This is a genomic window from Burkholderia sp. GbtcB21 (genome assembly GCF_019091065.1).
Classification (GTDB): Bacteria; Pseudomonadota; Gammaproteobacteria; order Burkholderiales; family Burkholderiaceae; genus Burkholderia; species Burkholderia pyrrocinia_C.
The window spans coordinates 283,488-302,986 of sequence record NZ_JAGXKA010000003.1 but is presented as its reverse complement, the minus strand read 5'-3'; the positions used below and the strand labels follow the sequence as shown (position 1 = coordinate 302,986).

17 protein-coding genes are annotated in these 19,499 nt (G+C 65.2%); 5 read left to right on the top strand and 12 right to left on the bottom strand.

Annotated features, from left to right (window positions below):
* Window positions 1-212: 212 nt before the first annotated feature.
* From KVT39_RS09370 to KVT39_RS09340, 7 genes are all read right to left on the bottom strand, one after another.
* A complete protein-coding gene (locus KVT39_RS09370; protein ID WP_217588737.1) occupies window positions 213-1,154 on the bottom strand; it encodes a CopD family protein in 942 nt (313 codons plus the stop codon).
* A complete protein-coding gene (gene copC / locus KVT39_RS09365) occupies window positions 1,151-1,531 on the bottom strand; it encodes a copper homeostasis periplasmic binding protein CopC (protein WP_034182202.1) in 381 nt (126 codons plus the stop codon). The genes KVT39_RS09370 and copC overlap by 4 nt, the downstream gene beginning before the upstream one ends.
* A 14-nt stretch (window positions 1,532-1,545) precedes the next feature.
* Window positions 1,546-1,893, bottom strand: coding sequence for a copper-binding protein (locus tag KVT39_RS09360; protein WP_131949125.1), 348 nt, complete (start codon window positions 1,891-1,893; stop codon window positions 1,546-1,548).
* Between the two features lie 74 nt (window positions 1,894-1,967).
* On the bottom strand, window positions 1,968-3,263 hold the full coding sequence (locus tag KVT39_RS09355) for a multicopper oxidase family protein (RefSeq protein ID WP_072438338.1): 1,296 nt from the start codon (window positions 3,261-3,263) through the stop codon (window positions 1,968-1,970).
* 1 nt (window position 3,264) lies between these two features.
* Window positions 3,265-4,749 carry a TolC family protein gene (locus tag KVT39_RS09350; protein WP_217588736.1) on the bottom strand — a complete coding sequence of 495 codons (1,485 nt, stop codon included), beginning with the start codon at window positions 4,747-4,749 and terminating at the stop codon, window positions 3,265-3,267.
* Window positions 4,746-5,042, bottom strand: coding sequence for a hypothetical protein (locus tag KVT39_RS09345; protein WP_217588735.1), 297 nt, complete (start codon window positions 5,040-5,042; stop codon window positions 4,746-4,748). The genes KVT39_RS09350 and KVT39_RS09345 overlap by 4 nt, the downstream gene beginning before the upstream one ends.
* An 88-nt stretch (window positions 5,043-5,130) precedes the next feature.
* Window positions 5,131-5,487 (bottom strand): hypothetical protein, encoded by a 357-nt coding sequence (locus tag KVT39_RS09340; protein ID WP_217588734.1) that lies wholly within the window; start codon window positions 5,485-5,487, stop codon window positions 5,131-5,133.
* A gap of 267 nt (window positions 5,488-5,754) precedes the next feature.
* Between KVT39_RS09340 and KVT39_RS09335 the strand changes: the two genes are divergently transcribed.
* Together KVT39_RS09335 and KVT39_RS09330 are read left to right on the top strand one after the other, a co-directional pair.
* Entirely contained in the window at window positions 5,755-6,426 is a 672-nt protein-coding gene (locus tag KVT39_RS09335; RefSeq protein WP_152861704.1) for a heavy metal response regulator transcription factor, read from the top strand.
* Window positions 6,423-7,841, top strand: a complete 1,419-nt coding sequence (locus KVT39_RS09330) for a heavy metal sensor histidine kinase (RefSeq protein WP_217588732.1) — start codon at window positions 6,423-6,425, stop codon at window positions 7,839-7,841. Before KVT39_RS09335 ends, KVT39_RS09330 begins: the two co-directional genes overlap by 4 nt.
* Before the next feature lie 26 nt (window positions 7,842-7,867).
* Here the strand turns inward: KVT39_RS09330 and KVT39_RS09325 are convergent, their stop codons facing one another.
* Window positions 7,868-9,076: an MFS transporter gene (locus tag KVT39_RS09325; RefSeq protein ID WP_217588730.1), complete on the bottom strand. Its 1,209-nt coding sequence runs from the start codon at window positions 9,074-9,076 to the stop codon at window positions 7,868-7,870.
* A gap of 348 nt (window positions 9,077-9,424) precedes the next feature.
* On the opposite strand from KVT39_RS09325, the gene KVT39_RS09320 reads away from it, so the two are divergent.
* From KVT39_RS09320 to KVT39_RS09310, 3 genes are all read left to right on the top strand, one after another.
* Window positions 9,425-10,171, top strand: coding sequence for an SDR family oxidoreductase (locus KVT39_RS09320; protein ID WP_105392745.1), 747 nt, complete (start codon window positions 9,425-9,427; stop codon window positions 10,169-10,171).
* A gap of 149 nt (window positions 10,172-10,320) precedes the next feature.
* Complete coding sequence (locus KVT39_RS09315) at window positions 10,321-11,175, top strand: DJ-1/PfpI family protein (protein ID WP_217588727.1); 855 nt, start codon at window positions 10,321-10,323, stop codon at window positions 11,173-11,175.
* 126 nt (window positions 11,176-11,301) lie between these two features.
* The gene (locus KVT39_RS09310; RefSeq protein ID WP_034181928.1) at window positions 11,302-11,784 is read left to right on the top strand and encodes a DUF4440 domain-containing protein; all 483 of its coding nucleotides are present in this window, start codon (window positions 11,302-11,304) and stop codon (window positions 11,782-11,784) included.
* A gap of 54 nt (window positions 11,785-11,838) precedes the next feature.
* Here KVT39_RS09310 and KVT39_RS09305 read toward each other — a convergent pair whose 3' ends face one another.
* The 4 genes from KVT39_RS09305 to KVT39_RS09290 form a co-directional block, all read right to left on the bottom strand.
* Complete coding sequence (locus KVT39_RS09305; RefSeq protein ID WP_217588725.1) at window positions 11,839-12,786, bottom strand: GlxA family transcriptional regulator; 948 nt, start codon at window positions 12,784-12,786, stop codon at window positions 11,839-11,841.
* A 233-nt stretch (window positions 12,787-13,019) separates the two neighbouring features.
* Window positions 13,020-15,533: an EAL domain-containing protein gene (locus KVT39_RS09300; protein WP_175746761.1), complete on the bottom strand. Its 2,514-nt coding sequence runs from the start codon at window positions 15,531-15,533 to the stop codon at window positions 13,020-13,022.
* A 380-nt stretch (window positions 15,534-15,913) separates the two neighbouring features.
* Window positions 15,914-17,227 (bottom strand): EAL and HDOD domain-containing protein, encoded by a 1,314-nt coding sequence (locus tag KVT39_RS09295; RefSeq protein WP_034181925.1) that lies wholly within the window; start codon window positions 17,225-17,227, stop codon window positions 15,914-15,916.
* A gap of 216 nt (window positions 17,228-17,443) precedes the next feature.
* Complete coding sequence (locus KVT39_RS09290; protein ID WP_217588723.1) at window positions 17,444-19,159, bottom strand: methyl-accepting chemotaxis protein; 1,716 nt, start codon at window positions 19,157-19,159, stop codon at window positions 17,444-17,446.
* Between the last annotated feature and the right edge of the window lie 340 nt (window positions 19,160-19,499).

The window sequence follows — 19,499 nt, the reverse complement described above, 5'->3', positions numbered from 1 at the left end:
GGGAATCCCGGTTGTGAGGGTGGCGAAAGCTTAGCGGCGCTCAATGACAGTTTTTGGTAATCGGCAGACAGGCCGATGTAATTTCCGTCATCGCGCTGCGATCACAACCAGCCGCACGGGTTGTGCCGGAAAACGCAGGGGGGATCGTCCGACAAAAATCCGCCGTCCGCGTGACGATTCCCCTGCGTGACCTGCAGCACCGCACCGCCGCGCTAGACCGTCCCCGGCAACGCACTCGACACGAGCACGGCCGCCACCATCAGCACGCCGGCCAGCACCACCGCCTCGATCCGCAACACCGCGCCGAACCGGCGCAACGGGCCGGCCGGCATCGCGGCGGCCGGGTCCTTCAGCGCGGCCAGCAGCTTCGGCATCCCGAAGAACCGGTTGTGTCCGCCGAGCGCCGCTGCAATCAGCACGAGCGCGAGCTTCAGCAGCAGGATCTGTCCGTACGTCGACGCGAGCAGGTTGGCGGGCGTATCGACACCGCGCCATCCGTTGTACGCGCCGGTCGCGAACAGCGCGATCAACGCATAGGTCGACGCATCGGAAAGCGACTGCACGAACGACGCGCCGGTCGCGCGTTCGCCCGCGGGCATGCCAACGAGTCGCGGCATCACGCCGAACGCCGTCACGAGCACGAGCCCGACCCACGCGCTGATCGCCAGCAGATGCAGCCAGTCGACCCACACCGGCACGCTGAACAGCCCCGCGTCGACCGGATGGCCGCCGTTGCTGCGCGCGAGCGCGACGCATGCGAGCGCGGCCCACATCGCGAACGGAAAGCGTGTTTCGTTCGCATGCCTGACGAACGACAGCAGCACGACGACGACCATGAACACGGCACCGGCCAGCCACGCATGGCCGAAGCCGGTGCCCACGAGCATCGCGCGGACGGACGGCCCGGCGTCGAGCAGCGACACTTCGCTCATCAGCGCGCAGTGCGCCCAGAATGCGGTGATGCTCGCGAGCAGCGACACGACCGACGCGATGCGCAGCGTCGCGACGAGACGCCGCCCGATGCCGTGCTGCCACGCCGACGCGCCGCGCGCGAGCCAGTGGCTGCCGAGCAGCGCGCCGACGATCACCGCGAACCCCGCGTTCTGGATCGCCACCGATACGAGCCGCAGCAGGCCGACGAAGCCCTCGTTCACCCTTTCACCTTGAACGTATAGGTGCCCTTGGTGCGATGCGCGTCGGCCGTCATCGCCGCCCACTGCACCGTGTACGCGCCCGGCGCGAGCTTCGGCATCGCGACGGTCATCACGCGCGGGTTCGACGCATCGACCTTCGCTTTTTCCTGCGTGACCGCGTTGCCGTTCGCGTCCGACACCTTCACCGAACTGAATGTCGGTTCGAGGTCTTCGTTGAACGTCAGCCGCAACGTGTCGGGCGCCGTATCGACCGTGCTGCCGGTCGCGGGCGCGGCGCTTTCCAGCTTGCCGTGCGCCGATGCCGCGACCGGTGCGGCCGCGAGAATCGCGCCGGCCGCGGCGAAGGCGGCCAGCCGCGTGAGAGTCGTGATCTTCATGTTCATGCCCGGCGTCACGGCTTCTTCAGTTCGACGACGGTCAGCGCGCCGCCCACGTCCTCGGCGACGAAGTCGATCTTGTCGCCCACCTTCACCTGCGACAGCATCGCTGGGTCCTTCACCTTGAACACCATCGTCATCGCGTCCATCCCGAGGTTGTCCAGCGGGCCGTGCTTGATCGTCAGCCTGCCCGCGGCCGTGTCGACCTTGCGGATCTCGCCGTGCGACATTCCGTGCTTCGCGTCGGCGCCCTGCATCGCGCCGCCGCTCATGTCCATGCCGGCCATGTCGCCGGCCGCGTACGACGCGGCGGAAAACGCCAGCGCGCAACCCATTGCAATCGAAACCAGTCCCTTCTTCATCGTGCTTGCTCCCGAGTGAGTGAATCGAAACCGGCGGCCGCATCGGCACGGCCGCCGCGTGCTGCTACTGCTGCTCAGCCGTCCGGCAATTCGCCGGTGTATTCGTATGCGACGGTGCCCTTCGGATGCCGGAACCAGCCCGGGTCGCGATAGTCGTTGCGGCCGAGCCCCTGCCGCACCTTGAGCACCGTGAACATGCCGCCCATCTCCAGCGGCCCGAACGGGCCCGTGCCCGTCATCATCGGCAGCGTGTTGTCGGGCAGCGGCATCTCCATGTTGCCCATCGCGCCGCCCGTGCTGCCCATCGCCATGTAGTCGGGCACGAGCTTGCCGATCTTTTTCGCGAGATCCTTCTGCGGCACGCCGATCAGGTTCGGCACCTGGTGGCCCATCGCATTCATCGTGTGATGCGATTTGTGGCAATGGAACGCCCAGTCGCCCGGGCGATCGGCGGTGAACTCGATCGCGCGCATCTGGCCCACCGCGACATCGGCCGTCACTTCCGGCCAGCGCGCCGCCGGCGGAATCCAGCCGCCGTCGGTGCCCGCGACTTCGAAGCTGTAGCCGTGCAGGTGGATCGGATGGTTCGTCATCGTCAGGTTGCCGAAACGAATCCGCACGCGGTCGCCCGCGCGCACCGGCAGCGGATCGATGCCGGGGAACACGCGCGAGTTGAAGGTCCACATGTTGAAATCCGTCATCTCGTTCACGCGCGGCGTGTAGCTGCCCGGATCGATGTCGTACGCGGCGAGCAGGAACACGAAGTCGCGATCGACCGGCATCGTGCCGCGATCCTTCGGGTGCACGATGAACATGCCCATCATCCCCATCGCCATCTGCACCATCTCGTCGGCGTGCGGGTGATACATGAACGTGCCGTGCGATTCGAGCTGGAACTCGTAGACGAAGGTCTTGCCGGGCGGGATATGCGGCTGCGTGAGGCCGCCGACGCCGTCCATCCCGTTCGGCAGCCGCAGCCCGTGCCAGTGGATCGTCGTGTGCTCGGGCAGCCGGTTGGTCACGAAGATGCGGACCTTGTCGCCTTCGACGGCCTCGATCGTCGGGCCCGGCGACTGGCCGTTGTAGCCCCACAGGTTCGCGTTCATGCCGGGTGCCATCTCGCGCACGACGGGCTCGGCCGTCAGGTGGAATTCCTTCCAGCCGTTCTTCATCCGCCACGGCAGCGTCCAGCCGTTCAGCGTCGCGACGGGCGTGTACGGGCGGCCGTTCGGCGGCACGAGCGGCGGCTGCGTGGCGGTTTTCGCCATCGTGGGCGCTTCGGGCAGCGACGCGGCGCCGGCCTTGCTGACCATCGCGGCGCCCAGCAGCGCGGCGCCCGAGCCGCTGAGAAATTGTCGACGGGACACCATGTCAATGACCTTCAGGATGCGTTGCGGGCGCCGGTTGCGCCGCGGGTGAGGAAGCCGGCTGCGGCGCAGCGTCGGTTCCGGGTTCGGGTTCGGCGGCAGCCGCCGCGCGCGGTGCGGGGCCCGAAGTCGGCAGCCGGCCGCCGACGGCCATCTGCAGATCGGTTTCGGCGAGCCAGTAGTCCTTCAGCGAATCGATGTAGCCGTTCACCGCGCCGACCTGTTCGCGCGCATCGGTCAGCAGCTCGAACACGCTCGCGAGCATCCCGTTGTAGCGCAGCAGCAGTTCGTCCGAGATCGTCTTGCGCAGCGGCACGACTTCGTCTCGATAGTGCTTTGCGACGTCGTAGCTCGTCACGTATGCCGCGTAGGACTCGCGCACTTCGGAGCGCGCATCGATGGCCGTCTTCGCGAGCCGGTTCGCCGACTGCATGTAGACGGCCTCGGCCCGCGCGACCTTCGCGCCGCCCCAGTCGAACAGCGGAATCTCGACGCTGATCTCGTAGCCGTGCTCGTGACCCTTGCCGGTCTCGTAGTTGTTCACGTAGCCGAGATCGACCGCGTTGACGAAGCGCGTGGCCTTGCTGAGGCCGAGCGACGACGCGACGCCCTGCGTCTGCAGCTTCGCCGCCTGGATGTCGAGCCGGTTGCTCATCGCGAAGCGTTCGAGATCGGGCAGGTCCGGACGCGCTTTCGGCAGGTCGGGCAAGCGGTCGGGCAGCGCGTACTGCGTGCGCTCGCCCCACAAGCCCATCGCGCGCGTGAGCTTTTCGCGCGCGGCCACGGCCTGCTGGCGCGCCTTCGCGTGCTGCGCGACCGCGTCGGCATGGAACGCCTGTTCGCGCGCGTAATCGAGCCGGCTGAAGCTGCCGGCCTGCCGCATGCGCTGCGCGAGTTCGGCGGCCGCGCTCGCCGCATCGCGCACCTGCTGCGCGTAGTTCGCGGCCTGCTCGGCGGCGACGGCCTCGACATACGCACGGCGCGCGTCGGCCGCGACCTTCAGCATCGCATCGGCCGTTTCGAGCTTGGTCTGTTCGAAACGACGCCGTTCGATGTTCGTTGCGAGCGGCATCGTCAGCAGCGCGAACACGTTCGCCGAGAACGTGCGGCCGAGGCTCAGCTCGCCGTCGCCGGCGCGCGTGCGGCTGAACGAGAAGCGCGGGTTCGGCAGTCGGCCTGCCTGCACGAGGTCGGCCTCCGACAGCCCGAGCTCCGCGTACGACGCCTGCAGGCCGCGGTTGTTCAGCAGCGCAACCTGAACCGCGTCGTCCATCGACAGCGGTTTCGCAAGCAATTCCGTGGTCCGCTTGTCGACGGCTTCGCGGTCGGCGTCGGTGCGGACGACGACGGCGTCTTTCCCGATCCGTTCCGACGCGGTGGACGACACGGCGCCGAAGCCGCCGTCCTTCGAAAACGTCGTGCAGCCCGCGAGGAATGCCAGCACGATTGCGGCCGCGCCGATCCGCGGCGATATCGCCAGTTTCTTCATCGCGCGGCCCCTCCGTGCATCGCATGGGCGCCGCCGTTGCCCGCCGGGTTGCCGGGCTTCGTGTCGGCGGTCGTGCGCCCCTTCGCGGGCCGTTCCAGTACGTCCCGGTTCAGTTGTTTCCAGCCCGGGCCTTCGTCGTCCCGATACGGCCGGTAGCCGTCGAACGCGGACGTCACGGTGACGTCCGGCACCGTCGCGGCGGCGTCCGCCGGATCGGGAAACGGGGTTTGCGCAGGCGCGAGCGACGGCACGATGGCCGCCGCGCTCAACAGCGCCGCAGTGATCAATCGCATGAACAAGTCTCGTCGTGAGTCGTCCGGCGGACCGCGTACGGCCGCCAGCGTGGATTGCGGGTCGCGGCCGGTCGGCCGCGGGCAGGGACTAGACGGGAATCCGCCGAGGCGGCCGCTCGATGCCGCCGGTCAGGAACGACACGACGACGGCCGAAAGCGGATACGACGCGATCGCGATGCTGGCGTCCGCCGCAGCCGGCACCGCCGGCACACCCGACATGCCCGTGCCGAAGCAGCAGGACACACAGGCGGCACACGACGCCGCGTGGCTGTCGTGATCCCCATGGTTCCCCCGCGTGCCCGGCGCGGTCGACATCATGTGCGGCACCTCTTCCGCATGCGGCACGACAGCGCCCGCGCACTGCATCGAAACGGTCGCGAACGACTGGATCGGCAGGCTCAGCGCCAGCAGCACGACGAGGATGAATTTGCGCCAGTACGACATGGAAACGGAATCAGGCGGGCAACGATCGGATCGGCCGGCGCAGCGCCGCGACGGCGCGCTCCGGGGACAACACGGCTGCAGCTTATCGCCGCCGCCGTGACGACGACATGGTCGAAACATGACGGGATTTTCATGAAACGCGGGCGGAGCGGCGATCACGCGTTTCATGAAAATTCCGTCATCCGGCGGTCATCTTTCGCGCACGCACGGCGCCGTAAGCTCAGGCGTTACACTGACCGGCTGGAACCACGGACAGCCTGCCTCACCATGCGGATACTGATAGTCGAAGACGAACCCAAGATGGCGTCGTACCTCCGGAAGGGGCTGATGGAGGCGAGCTACACGGTCGACATCGCGGAGAACGGCAAGGACGGGCTGTTCCTCGCGCTGCACGAGGATTTCGATCTCGTCGTGCTCGACGTGATGCTGCCGGAGATGGACGGCTTCGAGGTGCTCCGGCGGCTGCGCGCGCAGAAGCAGACGCCCGTGCTGCTGCTCACGGCCCGCGAGGCGATCGAGGACAAGGTCGCCGGCCTCGAACTGGGCGCCGACGACTACCTGCTCAAGCCGTTCGCGTATGCCGAGTTCCTCGCGCGCATCCGCTCGCTGCTGCGGCGCGCACCGCGCAACGTGCGCGACATCCTGCATGTGGCCGATCTCGAAATCGACCTGATCAAGCGCCGCGTGCGGCGCGCCGACAACCGCATCGACCTGACCGCGCAGGAATTCGCGCTGCTGCAACTGCTCGCGGAACGCGAGGGCGAGGTGCTGACGCGCACCTTCATCACGTCGCAGATCTGGGACATGAATTTCGATAGCGACACGAACGTCGTCGATGCGGCGATCAAGCGGCTGCGCGCGAAGATCGACAACGCGTACGACAAGAAGCTGATCCACACGATCCGCGGCATGGGTTACGTGCTCGAGGATCGTTCGTGACCGCCGGCCCGGCTTCGTATTCGCTGCTGCGGCGCCTGACGCTCGCGTTCGCCGTCGTCGCCGCGCTCGTGTTCGCGCTGACCGGCGCGTACCTCTATCGTTCGTTGTCCGCCGAACTGACGCGGCGCGACGACATCGAGATCTCCGGCAAGCTCAACCAGTTCCTGCAGCTCGCGCACGCGAGCGGATCGACAGCCGCGCTGCGCGCCGATCCGGCCGTATTCCACGAGGTGCTGCTGTCGCATCCGGGCGTCTATCTCGGCATCTACGACGGGCAGAACCGCCCGCTCGTCGAGCACACCGACGAAGCCGGCAACACGCTCGCCACGGTGATCGCCGCGCCGCATGCGTCCGGCGGAACCGGTAAAACCGGCGCCCCGTTCACCTGCTCGCCGCCCGGCATCGGCACATCGCGCTGCGTCTATGCGCGCGCCACGCTGCCGTCCGGCGAGGCAATCCAGGTCGCGCTCGCACGCACGGCGACGGATCGCCAGTCGCTGCTCGAAAGCTATCGCGTCGACATCTGGTTCGCGGCGGCCGTCGGCGCGCTGCTGGTCGGCGCGCTCGGCTATGCGGTCGCGTCGCGCGGCCTGCGCCCGGTCGAGAGCCTCGGCCGGCAGACGTCGCTCATCGAGGCGCACAACCTGAACGCGCGCCTCGACGCGCGCGGCGGCCCGGTCGAGCTGCGCGAGCTCGCGACCTCGGTCAACCGGATGCTCGACCGTCTCGAACGCGCGTTCGTGCGGCTGTCGCAGTTCTCGTCCGATCTCGCGCACGACATGCGCACGCCGCTCGCCAACATGATCAGCTCGTCGCAGATCACGTTGTCGCGCGCACGCACGACCGAAGAATACGAAGCGCTGATCGATTCGAATATCGAGGAATGCGAACGGCTGCAGCGGATGATCGAGAACATGCTGTTTCTCGCGCGCACCGACAATGCGCGGCAGCATCTGAAAACCGCCGAGCTCGACGCGGGCAGCGAATTGCGCCGGCTCGCGTCGTATTTCCAGGCACTGGCCGACGAGGCCGGCGTGCGCATCGACGTGCGCGGCAATGCGCCGGTCGTTGCGGACGCAACGCTGTTCCGGCGCGCCGTCAGCAACCTCGCGTCGAACGCGCTCGAACATGCGGAAGCCGAGTCGACGATCGAGCTAGCCGTTTCCGTGCAGGCCGGTTACGCGGTCGTCGAGGTTACGAATCGCGGCGCCGCGATTCCACCCGAACAGGTCGACCGGATCTTCGAGCGCTTCTACCGCGTCGATTCGTCGCGGCATGGTGCGGCGCGGAACGCGGGGCTCGGGCTCGCGATCGTCAAGTCGATCATGGAGCTGCATCGCGGCAAGGTCGAGGTCGTGAGCCGCGACGGATGCACGACGTTCGCGCTTTACTTTCCGCGCGGCACCGATAGTTAGTCAGGCAGTTCGCTGCCGGCTCGCGATCACCGGGCGTGCTCGGTGCCGAACGATCCGCGCAAGCGGACGAGCAGCACGATGGTCGCCGCGCTGAACACCGCCCCCGCGTAGAACGTGGCCGCGGCGCCCGCCCTGTCCCACAGGATGCCGGCGACGACACTCGATACGAGCGTCGCGACGCCGCTGAGCAGATTGAAAACGCCGAACGCCGTGCCTCTCAATTCGGACGGCGCGGCTTGCGCGACCATCGTGGCCAGCAACCCTTGCGTCATCCCCATATGGAGCCCCCACAGCGCCACGCCGACGAGTACGGTTCCCCAGTGCGTGCCGTGCGCAAGCACGAGGTCGGCTGCGATCAGCATGACGAGTCCGGCCACCATCAGCTTCGTGTGGCTCGTCGTGTCGGCGAGCTTGCCGAACGGGTAGGCCGACAGCGCGTACACGACGTTCATCGCCACCATCACCAGCGGAACGAGCGCGACGGGTACGCCGCCGCCCATCGCGCGCAGCACCAGGAACGCCTCGCTGAAGCGGGCCAGCGCGAACACGGCGCCGACGGCGACGACCCACCAGTAGCGCGCGCCGAGTTGCTTCACGACGTCGCGGCGGATCGGGTTGATGCGCTTGTCGCCCGGCGCGCGCGCCGGCTCCTCGATACCGAACGCGAGCAGCGCCACGGCCAGCATGCCCGGTATCACGGCCAGCCAGAACGCGAGGCGGAAGTCGTCGCGCCACATCAGCATGATGGCGACGGCCAGCAGCGGCCCGAGAAACGCACCCACCGTGTCGAGCGATTGCCGCAGCCCGTATGCGGCGCCGCGCAGGTGGACCGGCGTGACGTCGGCCACGAGCGCATCGCGCGGCGCGCCGCGGATTCCCTTGCCGATCCGGTCGACGATCCGCGCCGTCACCACGACGCCGATCGTCGGCGCGATGGCGAACAGCGGCTTGCTGAGCGCGCCGAGCCCGTATCCGGCGACCGCCAGCCACTTGCGATTGCGCAGATAGTCGCTCAACGTGCCGGAGAACACCTTGACGACCGGCGCCGTCGCCTCGGCGATCCCCTCGATGACGCCGATCGTGGTCGCGCTCGCGCCGAGCCCCACCATCAGGAACATCGGCAACAGGCTGTGGATGATTTCCGACGATACGTCCATCAACAGGCTGACGCAGCCCAACACCCAGACGCTGCGCGGAATTTGACGAAGAATGCGGGTCGACGCTTCGGTCTGCATGGGTCGCTCTCGATTCGGGAATCCTGACACGGGATGCCACCGATACTACTGCGGGCCGGTGACACACACCACACGGACGCGTCGACGTTAATAGAGAGTCAGAGGCTTCGCTTGGTTTTCGGATCAGCCGCCCGGCCCGCCATTGTTGCGCGCGGCCGCCAGTAGCCCCCAAAAGCGGGTTCGTCATCAGGTTGAATTGAGTGGCGTATTTTGAGGGTTATATGACCTTTGAGCCATTCACTTCCGGTTCCATAATTTGCGCAGGAATCAAGCCGGAACACGAGCACAAACGCGATTGCGGCTTGTGCGTCCGGTTTGACCAATCTCGAGCAAAGAAAGGAACGGAAGATGAGGCTCAAGAACAAGTCAGCTTTGATTACGGGCGGTACCAGCGGCATCGGTCTCGCGACCGCCAGGCTTTTCATTGCAGAAGGTGCCCGAGTTGCGGTTACCGGTCGCGACGATGCAGTGTTCGAGCGCGTGAAGGCCGAGCTTGGCGAGAATGCGTTGGTTCTCAAGGGCGATGTCCGTTCGATCGAGGACATGCGAGCGATTGCCGCAGAGGTAAAAGCGAAGTTCGGCGGGCTGGATGTCGTGTTCGCCAACGCTGGTTGGGCTTTCCCGTCCGCGGTCAACGACATCGACGACCACCTCTACAACGAGATCATGGACATCAACGTCAAGGGCGTGGTGTTCACGCTTCAAGCGGTGCTGCCGGACTTGCGAGATGGCTCGTCAGTCATCCTCAACACATCGTTCGTCGCCCAGACCGGCAAGCATGGCATCTCGTTGACGGCGGCGGCGAAGGCCGCCGTGAGATCGCTGGCCCGTAGCTGGTCCTACGAGTTTCTCGATCGCAAGATTCGGTTCAACGCGATCGCGCCGGGCGGCATGGACACGCCCCTGCTCGGCAAGTGGGGGATGTCGGACGAGGATGTCCGCAACTTCAAGAGCGAGTTCGCGAAGACCATCCCGGTAGGCCATCTCGGCAAGGCAGAGGACATTGCCTACGCGGCGCTCTATCTCGCCAGCGACGAATCCTCGTACGTCGTCGGCAGCGAGCTGATTGTCGATGGCGGTGCCTCGCAGCTTTAAGCCCGCGCGTTCCGATTCAAGAGCCCTGCACGTTCTTCCGGCTCATCCACACCTTGATCACACGTCCACCCGCATGCCTGTCGTGGTGGTTTTCAATCCGGCCCAACCCGGTTGCGCACGGAGGGGCCGAAGCGCAAGGAGAAATGATCTTGACCGACAGCAACGATAACAATGCCTACGGAAAGGCACTCACAGGAGCAGGTCGCTCGCGCCGCGATATGCTCAAGCTCGGCAGCATTGCCACGCTGGGCGCCGTGCTGGGTGGCGGAGCCCTGCTTGGCCGCACCACGCCTGCTCTTGCGCAGGCAGCCAGCAAAGGAGAACGCGCTCCGGATGCCCCGCTCGACATTTTGATTGTCAATTACGACGGCGGGACACTTCTCGACTTCGCCGGCCCCAGCGAAATTTTCCACCGCTTACCGAATACGAACGTTCGCTATGCGAGCCTCAATGGGGGCAACGTGACTCTCGAATTCGGGGTCGTGTATGGCAAGACCGAACGACTGGCCGATATCGAAAAGACCGACCTGATTCTGGTGCCCGGCGGGTCCGATTTGACGGCGCCGATGCGGCCCGAGTATCAAGCGCAGATCCGGCGTTTGGCGGAAAGCGCCAAACATGTCACGTCGGTTTGCAACGGATCGCTGGTGCTCGCTGCGACGGGCATTCTCAAGGGCAAGCGAAGCGCCTGCCATTGGGCCTTCGTCAACAAGCTGTCCGAATATGGCGCGATCCCCGTGCCGGATCGGTTCGTGGAAGACGACAACGGCCGCTTCATGAGCGGCGGCGGCGTGACGGCGGGCATCGATTTCGCCCTTCGCGTCGCAGAGAAGCTGCGCGGTCGGCAGGCCGCCGAATTCACGCAACTCGTGATCGAATACGATCCCGCTCCGCCGTTCCATTCCGGTCATCCCAGAGACGCACGGCCGGAACTCGTCGCGATGGTCGACAAGGAACTGCCTGGTGCATCCAGGGGGCTCGCACGCATCCCTGGCGTTCGCTGAGATGCCCGCGGCCAATGTCTGCGAGGACTCGCACGCGTTTCGATGAAGCCGCGGCCGACCTCGCTTGCCTCACCTGCGCAAGCTGGCGCAGCCCCTTCGATTCAAACCCTGACCGGAAATCCTCAAATGCAACAGATTCGTCGTTTTACTGCAGCCGTTGCAGCCTGCTTTTCATTTTTCGCGTTTGCGGCGCCAGCCATTGCCGGCGGCCCGCAGCCTCAAACCGAAGCGGCCATCAAAGCCGAGAACGCGCGATGGGCGGATGCCTTTGCGCGAGGGGACTACGACGCGATAGGCCGTCTGTATACGAAAGACGGCGCACTCCTGCCGCCCGGCGGCGACAGGGTGACGGGAGGCAGCGCGATTGCCGCGCACTTCGCCAACGGGTATGCCGGGGCAAAACCCGACACCGTATCGTTCAGCAATTACGAGTTCTACGGTAACGACCGGACCGTGACGGAGGTTTCGGATGCGGAAATCCGTGACCCTGCTGGAAACCTCAAATACCGCGGCAAGCAGATCCTCCTCTTTCTGAAGGAGGGCGGCGCGTGGAAATTGCATCGCGACATCTGGAATGATTACGCTGCCCGGAAATCCGATGGCCATTGAGCGCCCCGCGATCCAGTAGTCACGTACCGCGAGCGCCATTAGCCCGGCGCTCGATCAGCGCGCACTGTTCAATCTGCTCTCGCGGCGGATCGCCTGCGGAGGGTGGCCATACAGTTTGATGAAGGCCCTCCGCATGCGTTCCGGATCAGTGAATCCCACGGCCAGCGCAATTTGTTCGATGGGTTCACTACCGTCCTGCAGGCGCAGCCTCGCAGCTTCGACGCGCAAACGCTCGACCGCCCTGGCAGGTGTTTCCCCGGTTTCCCGACGAAATGCTCGTCCGAACTGCCTCGGGCTCAATCTTGCCGCATCGGCGAGTCGTTCCACTGGCAGCGCTTCGGCCAGATGCTCTCTCGCGAAGTTCAGCGCGATGCGGATACGATCCGATTCAGGCTCCATTTGCGACATCGCGGAGAATTGGGACTGCCCGCCCGGTCGACGGTACGGAACGACCAGAAGCCTGGAAACGGCGCGCGCGACTTCCGCACCCATGTCTCTTTCGATCAAGCCGAGCGCCAGGTCAATTCCGGAGGCAATGCCCGCCGACGTCCAGATGCGGCCGTCCACGATATAGATGCTGTCGCCCTCGACCCGGGCGCGAGGGAAGCGGGACTGCAACAGCGCAGCGTATCGCCAGTGCGTGGTTGCTCTCAAGCCGTCCAGCAAGCCGGTTTCCGCAAGCAGAAACGCTCCCGTACACACGCTCGCCACCCGCGACGCCCTGGCGCACAATTTTTTGGCAGCGGCGATGTTCTCCGGTGTCTGCATCGGGCCGATATCACCACCCACGAAAACGACGGTGTCGAACATGCGCCTTCCGACCGGCTTGGTCTCGATCGAAAGGCCGGTATTGCCGCGTACCGGGCCTCCGGACTGCGAGATGACATGAAGATCGTACGGCGTATGGCCAGCGGCTCCGGCCACCTGATTAAAAGCCGACAGTGGCCCGCCAAGATCGAGCGCGTCGTGGCCACTGCAAACAAAAAACCCGATTCGATGCATGACGGAGTCGTTAACCGAATACCCTGAGAAGGCGTATTTTACGGAAATCCCTCAAATCGTGTCATGCAGGCGGAAATGACGGCAAATCGTCATTTGCCCCTCATCCACCCGCTGAAGTGTCATTGGAACGGGAACGACTTCGACCGGTTACGTGCCGCGCGGCAGCCGGTCCGCGCCGCATGCGTCAGTCGTCGACCCGCCGGCGCGTGAACGCTGCGCGCCCCGCGACCGGCTCACTCTGCCAGCAATTCAGCGCCGCGGCGCGACGAGATGCCGACCAGCTGATCGGCGGGCTGCGGCCGCGCGAACAAGAAGCCCTGCCCCTGGTGGCAACCGATCTCCTGCAGGAAAGCCAGCTGCTTTGCCGTCTCGACGCCCTCCATCACGACATCGAGCCCCAGCGCACGCCCCATCGCAACGATCGCGCGCACGATCGCGTCGTCCGTGCTGCCCGAACCGCAGTCCGCGAGGAACGACTGATCGATCTTCAGCGTATCGACGGGCAGGTCCTTCAGATACACCAGCGACGAATAGCCCGTACCGAAATCGTCGATCGCCAGGCTGATCCCTCGCGTCGCCAGTTCGCGCAGCAGGATGCCCATTTCCTCGCGGGTGTTCATCGCCATGCTTTCGAGCAACTCGAGCTGCAGGCATTCGGCCGGCAATGCGGTTTCGCTGAGAATGGTCGTCAGGTCGCTGAGGAAGTGGTCGGTAAAGCACTGCCGTGCCGACACGTTCACCGACACACGCCCGAACTCGAAGCCCTCGTCGAGCCAGCGGCGCGCCTGCCGGCAGGCTTCGTGCAGCACCCACCTGCCGATCGGGACGATCAGCGCGGACCGCTCCGCCAGCCCGATGAAGTCGCCCGGCGGCACCAGGCCCCTGCGTGGATGCAACCAGCGCAGCAGCGCCTCCACGCCGACGATCCGGCCGCTGGCCAGATCGTATTGCGGCTGGTAGAACAGGCGGAATTCATTCTGCTCGAGCGCGCGGTGCAACTCGCCGAGCGTCTCCAGCTGCTCGATCGCCGACGACGTCATCTTGCTCTCGAAGAACTGGAACACGTTCCTGCCGCGGCTCTTCGCGCCGTACATCGCCTGGTCCGCGAGCAGGATCAAGTCCTCCGCCTCGGTGCCGTCGTCCGGATAGATGCTGATGCCGATGCTCGGCGTCACGAAGATCTCGCGACCACCGATATCGATCGCCCGCCCCACTTCGTCCAGCAGCTTGCGCGCAACTCGCCCGACGTCGCGGACATCGTCGACCTCCTCGAGCACGAGCGCGAATTCGTCGCCGCCCATGCGCGCCACCGTGTCGTTCGCGCGCACTTTCGCGACGATGCGCTCCGCGACCATCTTCAGCACCTCGTCGCCGGCGTTGTGGCCGAGCGTATCGTTGACCAGCTTGAAGCGGTCGAGATCGAGGTACATCACCGCGACCTTGCGACCGAGCCGCTTCGCGTGGACGATCGCGTGCGCGAGCCGCTCCTCGAACAGCATCCGGTTCGCGAGATTGGTGAGCACGTCGTGCGTGGCGAGATAGCCCAGCCGCTCCTCCGCCTGGCGCCGCTGCGTGATGTCGGAAAAGATCGCCGCGTAGTGAGAGATCTCGCCTTCGCTGTCGCGAATGCTGGTGATCGTCAGGTATTCGAGAAACAGCTCGCCGGTCTTGCGGCGATTCCAGATTTCGCCTTGCCAGTGGCCATCGGTCGTCAGCGAATGCCACAGCTGCTTGTAGAAATCGGGCGTCTGGCGCCCGGAACTCAGCAGGCCCGGGTTGCGCCCGATCACTTCGTCCTCGGTGTATCCGGTCAGGCGCGTGAAGGCCTGGTTGACGCGCTCGATCTTCGCGTGCCGGTCGGTCACCATGATGCCTTCGAGTGCCGATTCGAACACCCGATCCGCCATGCGCAGGTTGAAGCGCGCGAGGCCCAGCGCTTCGTCGCGCTCGCGCAAGGCGCTGCGCAGCTCGTTCGCGTATTCGTGCTCGATGCTCTGCAGCACGTCCGCGAAACAGAGCAGCCCGGTCAGCCTGCCATCGTCGTCCTGGATGCCGACATGCCGCATATTGTGCTCGGTCATGAAGCGCTGCGCCGCATACAGGCTCTGCTTGGCGGTCAGCATCTGCAGCGGCTTGCTCGCATGGGCCCCGACCGCGCCTTGGGCCCCGCCGTCCGCCAGGAGCCGGACGATGTCCCGTTCGGTCAGGATGCCGTGCTCGCCGTCGTCGTAGCCGACGAGGATCGCATCGAGCCGTTGCGCGCGCATCCGCGCGATGACTTCGTGCAGTGCGGCCTGCTCGGGCACCACAACGGGCGGATGGACGCAGATCGATTCGATCGGCTTCAGGTGCAGGAAAAATTCCGGCCCCTGGTTCACGACGACGTCGGTCTGCGTCAGCACGCCGATCGCGGCGCCATCCCGGACTACCACGAAGTGCCGCACGCCCGACTGCTTGAACTTCATCGCGGCTTCACCCAGCGGCGTATCGGCCTCGAGCGTCAGCACCGGATGGCTCATCACCTCGCTGACCGGCCGATCGAGTTCGCGCGAACTGTCGCCGGCCGACAGTGCATCATGCTCGGTCCAGATCCCGACGACCTGTTCATCCTGCATCACGACGATCGAGCTGCAACGTTCGGCGAACATGCGTCGCGCGACCTCCCGCACCGGCGTGGCGGGCGCGCAGGACAGAATCTGACGCGCGACGAGGCGCGCAATCGGAACATCGTAGCTGTTCGGATACATTCTCTAACCAAGACGAAAAATCCTCGCCGGCGCACGTCGATCCGGCAACCTTCGGGCTCGCCCGCGGCGGCAGGCAAGATGCGATCTCACTTGCCTCGAATGGTTGCGTACTCATCGAACTCGCAAACGGGGAATTGACCCATCGCTCGAGGCGTCGTGGCGACGAGCGCGGCACTTTGGCCCCGTGACCACGGTCGACGCCCCCTTGTCCGGCGAATCCACATGCCGGAGCACCGCCCTCACCGCCCTCTCAGGGGCAGCCGCCCTGAGTTAACGGCAGATTCGGGCAAGAGTTGAGTGCCACGACGACATCCGGGTTGCGCGGCGGCAAGTCGAGCGGCTGCGGGCAGGGTGAGGTCGACGGCGCGGCCGTCGCTCCCTTATTGCGAGGCTCGCTGCGGGCGGTGTGCGGGTAGCCCACGCACCTGATCGTCGTACCACGCGGCGGCGGCAAGCCAGAGCATGGTCAGGTCGTTGGGGGTGAAGATCGTCAATTCATTGCACGCTGCGCGGATTGCGTTGAACTCCCCCGATTCGGCTGCCTCGCTGGCGTTCAATAGCAGACCCAGCTCGCCACGCCGTTCGAGCAGTGCCCGCCGGATATCGGCGTGGATCGGCAGCGTAGTCACGACGTCCTCGATCGTGTTGCCGAACAGCACATGAACCAGCGAGAACACGCCCGCAATGAACGCGGTCTCGGCAATCCGATCGTCATCGGGCCGCAGCCGGCTGGCGGCAAGTTCCATGAATCGCGCACGCGTGCCACACAGCTGCGCCAGCGGATCGGAGCGCAGCGCGTCCAGACGTTCATCTGCAAACAGGAGCAACTGTGCCCAGCGCGTGATTTGCCGCGTGCCGACCAGCATGATCGCCTCACGCAGCGATGAAACTGCCTGGCTAAGCCCGACCGCGCTCGAATTGAGCAGCATCAGAAGTTGAATGACGAGGTTCGGAATCCGCTTGAGTTCGGCTTCGAGTTCGACAATCTCCGGTTCGCCGCCCAGAAGCACGAGCAGGCGCAGCAGCGCGTCGCGCGATGGCTTGATGCGCCGCGATGTCAGCACCTGCGGCTTCGCAAAGTAGTAGCCCTGAAACAGGTCGAAGCCGGCGCGCATGGCCGCAGCATGGTCCTCCGGTGTTTCGACTTTCTCGGCGATCGACACCTTGCCGTGCTGCCTGACGGCGTCGATCAGTTCGCCAAGGTGTTCGCGCGGGCATTCGAGAAAATCGATCTTGACGATATCGACGTAAGGCAGAAACTCGAGCAGGCGCGGGGAAACCCGAGAAACGTCATCCAGCGCGAGCCGGTAGCCCGCGCGCCGCAGTTCGTTACAGCGTCTGCAGAGCGCCTCGTCGAACGTCACGGTTTCGAGGATTTCGAGTACGACGCGTTCACGCGGCAACAACCGGACGATGTCGGACATCAGCACCGTCCGGTCGACGTTCACATAGCCGGTGCGATCGCCCAGTGCAGCGTCGAGGCCAATATCGCCGATGAGTCTCTCGATGACCTGCGCAGTGGCAGCAGCGTCATCCGTGATTCGGGCAAGATTGGCTGTCCCGGAGCGGAACAGCAGTTCGAATGCGTTCAATACTCCGCTGCGGTCCAGAATCGGCTGCCGCCCGAGGTAGACGTATTCCGGTGTGGCGGCTTTGCTGTCCGACGTCGGTTGATCGTCGGCGGGGCCGGGCATCGGTGCTCTTGTATTCAATCTTGAACGATCCCCTTAGAGTTGAGGTCTCGCGGATGCCAAGCGGGTATCCGTCGCATCCGGGGAGTTCGTTGCGCTGATGACTGGCGTCGTCTCCGGCTTCTTCAACGCTCACGTAGACGCATGATAACCCTCCGTGCCGGCGTCGACCCGCGCGGTTTGCTCCGCCTGTTGGTCACTCGTGACGCGGATGGCCGCCTAAAAGCTGTCCCATTCTCCCGCCGCGGCGGTTTGCGCCGCCAGAACGGGCTGCGGTGCGGGCCGATCCGGGGCTGACCTGGCCGGGGTCCGGGCGCGCGTCGGAGCCGCAGTCGTGTGCGTTTGCGTTTGCTTTTGCGTGACAGGGCGGCTGGCTTCGGCGTCGCGTGAGGCGTTCAGTCTGAACATCGAAACGGACGCTTTCAGATCGTCCGCCTGCGACTCGAGCGAGCTGGCGGCGGCCGCCGCCTGTTCGACCAGCGCCGCGTTCTGCTGCGTGACTTCGTCCATCTGCGTGACGGCCTGGTTGACCTGGCCGATACCCTTGCTCTGTTCCTGCGATGCGGCGGTGATTTCCCCCATGATGTCCGTCACGCGCCTGATCTCGTACGTAATCTCCCGCATCTTCGCACCCGCTTCCCGTACATGGCCGGCGCCTGCCTGCACGCGCTCCACGGAATCGTGGATCAGCTCCTTGATTTCCTTGGACGCCGCCGAAGAGCGCTGTGCCAGCGAACGTACTTCCGACGCGACCACCGCGAAACCCCGTCCCTGCTCGCCCGCCCGCGCCGCTTCGACAGCCGCATTCAGCGCGAGGATATTGGTCTGGAACGCGATGCTCTCGATGATACCGACAATGTTGGCGATCTTGTCCGAGCTGGCGTTGATGCCATCCATGGTTTCCACCACGCGTGACACGACGGCGCCGCCCTGCTCCGCCACCTGGGCAGCCTGCGCGGCGAGTTGGCTGGCCTGGCTGGCATTGTCGGCATTCTGGGTGACGGTAGAGGTCAATTGCTCCATGCTGGCCGCCGTTTCCTCGAGCGAGGCGGCCTGCTCTTCGGTGCGCTGCGACAGGTCCTGGTTGCCCGCCGCAATCTGGTGCGTGGCGGTAGCGATCAAGTCGGCCGAAACCTTGATCGTACCGATCGTCTGCGTGAGCTGCTCCTGCATGCGCTTCATCGAAAAAAGCAGGCTCGAGCGGTCGTTCGGTGCGGTCTTCACCACGGCGGTCAGATCGTTGCCGGCGATCCGGTTTGCAATCTCGGCGGCATAGGACGGCTCACCGCCCAGTGAGCGCAAGATGCCGCGGTTGAGCAGCAACACGACAACCGACAGCGCGCCGGCCAGTACCACCAGAATCCCGAGGCTCTGGTACAGCGTCGAGCGGAATGCAGCATCGAGGTCGTCGACATAAAGCCCCGTCATGAGAATCCAGTCCCACGGCTGATATGTCACGTTGTAGACGACTTTCGGAGAGGCTTCGGTTCTCCCCAGTTTCGGAAAGGAATATGCGGTAAAACCCCGACCGGCATGCTTGATGACGGCAACCGTGTCCCTGAAGAAGTAGACGCCGTTCGGATCCTTGAAATCGCCGACGTCCTTGCCTTCCAGTTCCGGTCTTGCAGGGTTCATCAGCGCCATCGGCTGCGAATTGAGGATCACGAAATAACCGTCTTCGCCGTACCGCATGTTCCGGACGCTGTCCAAGGCCCGCTTCTGGGCGTCCGCTACCGTCATGGCACCGGCGGCAGCCTGATCGCCAAGGGTCTTGACCGCACTCAGCGCGATCTCCGCTGCATGTTTCAGGTCCGCCTTGCGCTCCTCCAGCCGCATTTCTCGAGTCTGGTAAGCGTTGTAGACCGATATGCCGGCGAGACACAGCAGGCTCAGGATGAGTGGCAACCAGAGTTTCTGCGCAAATGACAGCTTCATGTGCTTACCGACCTTGCAGATTGACCAGCGGGGGGGAGAAGGTGCGAAGCTCACTCTGCAGAGTGCAGCTTCGACGGAATACTTGCAGCAGATAACGGCCCGAGATCGATCGCGATTAGCAGTCGATTCTGGAGCGGTCCCTTACGGAAATTGCCAAAATGCTGGCTGCCGATATGTGATAGGAGCAGGCGCGGGCGCCACGGGAAAAATGCCGGACGCCGGAACTGGAGCTCGAGCGAGCGGACAGGAGACGATCAGCGCCTGGCGGATTCCTGCACATTCAGGGCGCCAAGGACCAAGAGACGTGTCAACGGCCGCTTACGATCAGGTAACGGTCATA

Bases quoted from the DNA above. Each gene is read 5' to 3' on its own strand.
- copC (WP_034182202.1), bottom strand. From the start codon at position 1,531: ATGAAGATCACGACTCTCACGCGGCTGGCCGCCTTCGCCGCGGCCGGC.
- KVT39_RS09360 (WP_131949125.1), bottom strand. From the start codon at position 1,893: ATGAAGAAGGGACTGGTTTCGATTGCAATGGGTTGCGCGCTGGCGTTT.
- KVT39_RS09355 (WP_072438338.1), bottom strand. From the start codon at position 3,263: ATGGTGTCCCGTCGACAATTTCTCAGCGGCTCGGGCGCCGCGCTGCTG.
- KVT39_RS09350 (WP_217588736.1), bottom strand. From the start codon at position 4,749: ATGAAGAAACTGGCGATATCGCCGCGGATCGGCGCGGCCGCAATCGTG.
- KVT39_RS09345 (WP_217588735.1), bottom strand. From the start codon at position 5,042: ATGCGATTGATCACTGCGGCGCTGTTGAGCGCGGCGGCCATCGTGCCG.
- KVT39_RS09340 (WP_217588734.1), bottom strand. From the start codon at position 5,487: ATGTCGTACTGGCGCAAATTCATCCTCGTCGTGCTGCTGGCGCTGAGC.
- KVT39_RS09335 (WP_152861704.1), top strand. From the start codon at position 5,755: ATGCGGATACTGATAGTCGAAGACGAACCCAAGATGGCGTCGTACCTC.
- KVT39_RS09325 (WP_217588730.1), bottom strand. From the start codon at position 9,076: ATGCAGACCGAAGCGTCGACCCGCATTCTTCGTCAAATTCCGCGCAGC.
- KVT39_RS09320 (WP_105392745.1), top strand. From the start codon at position 9,425: ATGAGGCTCAAGAACAAGTCAGCTTTGATTACGGGCGGTACCAGCGGC.
- KVT39_RS09310 (WP_034181928.1), top strand. From the start codon at position 11,302: ATGCAACAGATTCGTCGTTTTACTGCAGCCGTTGCAGCCTGCTTTTCA.
- KVT39_RS09305 (WP_217588725.1), bottom strand. From the start codon at position 12,786: ATGCATCGAATCGGGTTTTTTGTTTGCAGTGGCCACGACGCGCTCGAT.
- KVT39_RS09300 (WP_175746761.1), bottom strand. From the start codon at position 15,533: ATGTATCCGAACAGCTACGATGTTCCGATTGCGCGCCTCGTCGCGCGT.
- KVT39_RS09295 (WP_034181925.1), bottom strand. From the start codon at position 17,227: ATGCCCGGCCCCGCCGACGATCAACCGACGTCGGACAGCAAAGCCGCC.
- KVT39_RS09290 (WP_217588723.1), bottom strand. From the start codon at position 19,159: ATGAAGCTGTCATTTGCGCAGAAACTCTGGTTGCCACTCATCCTGAGC.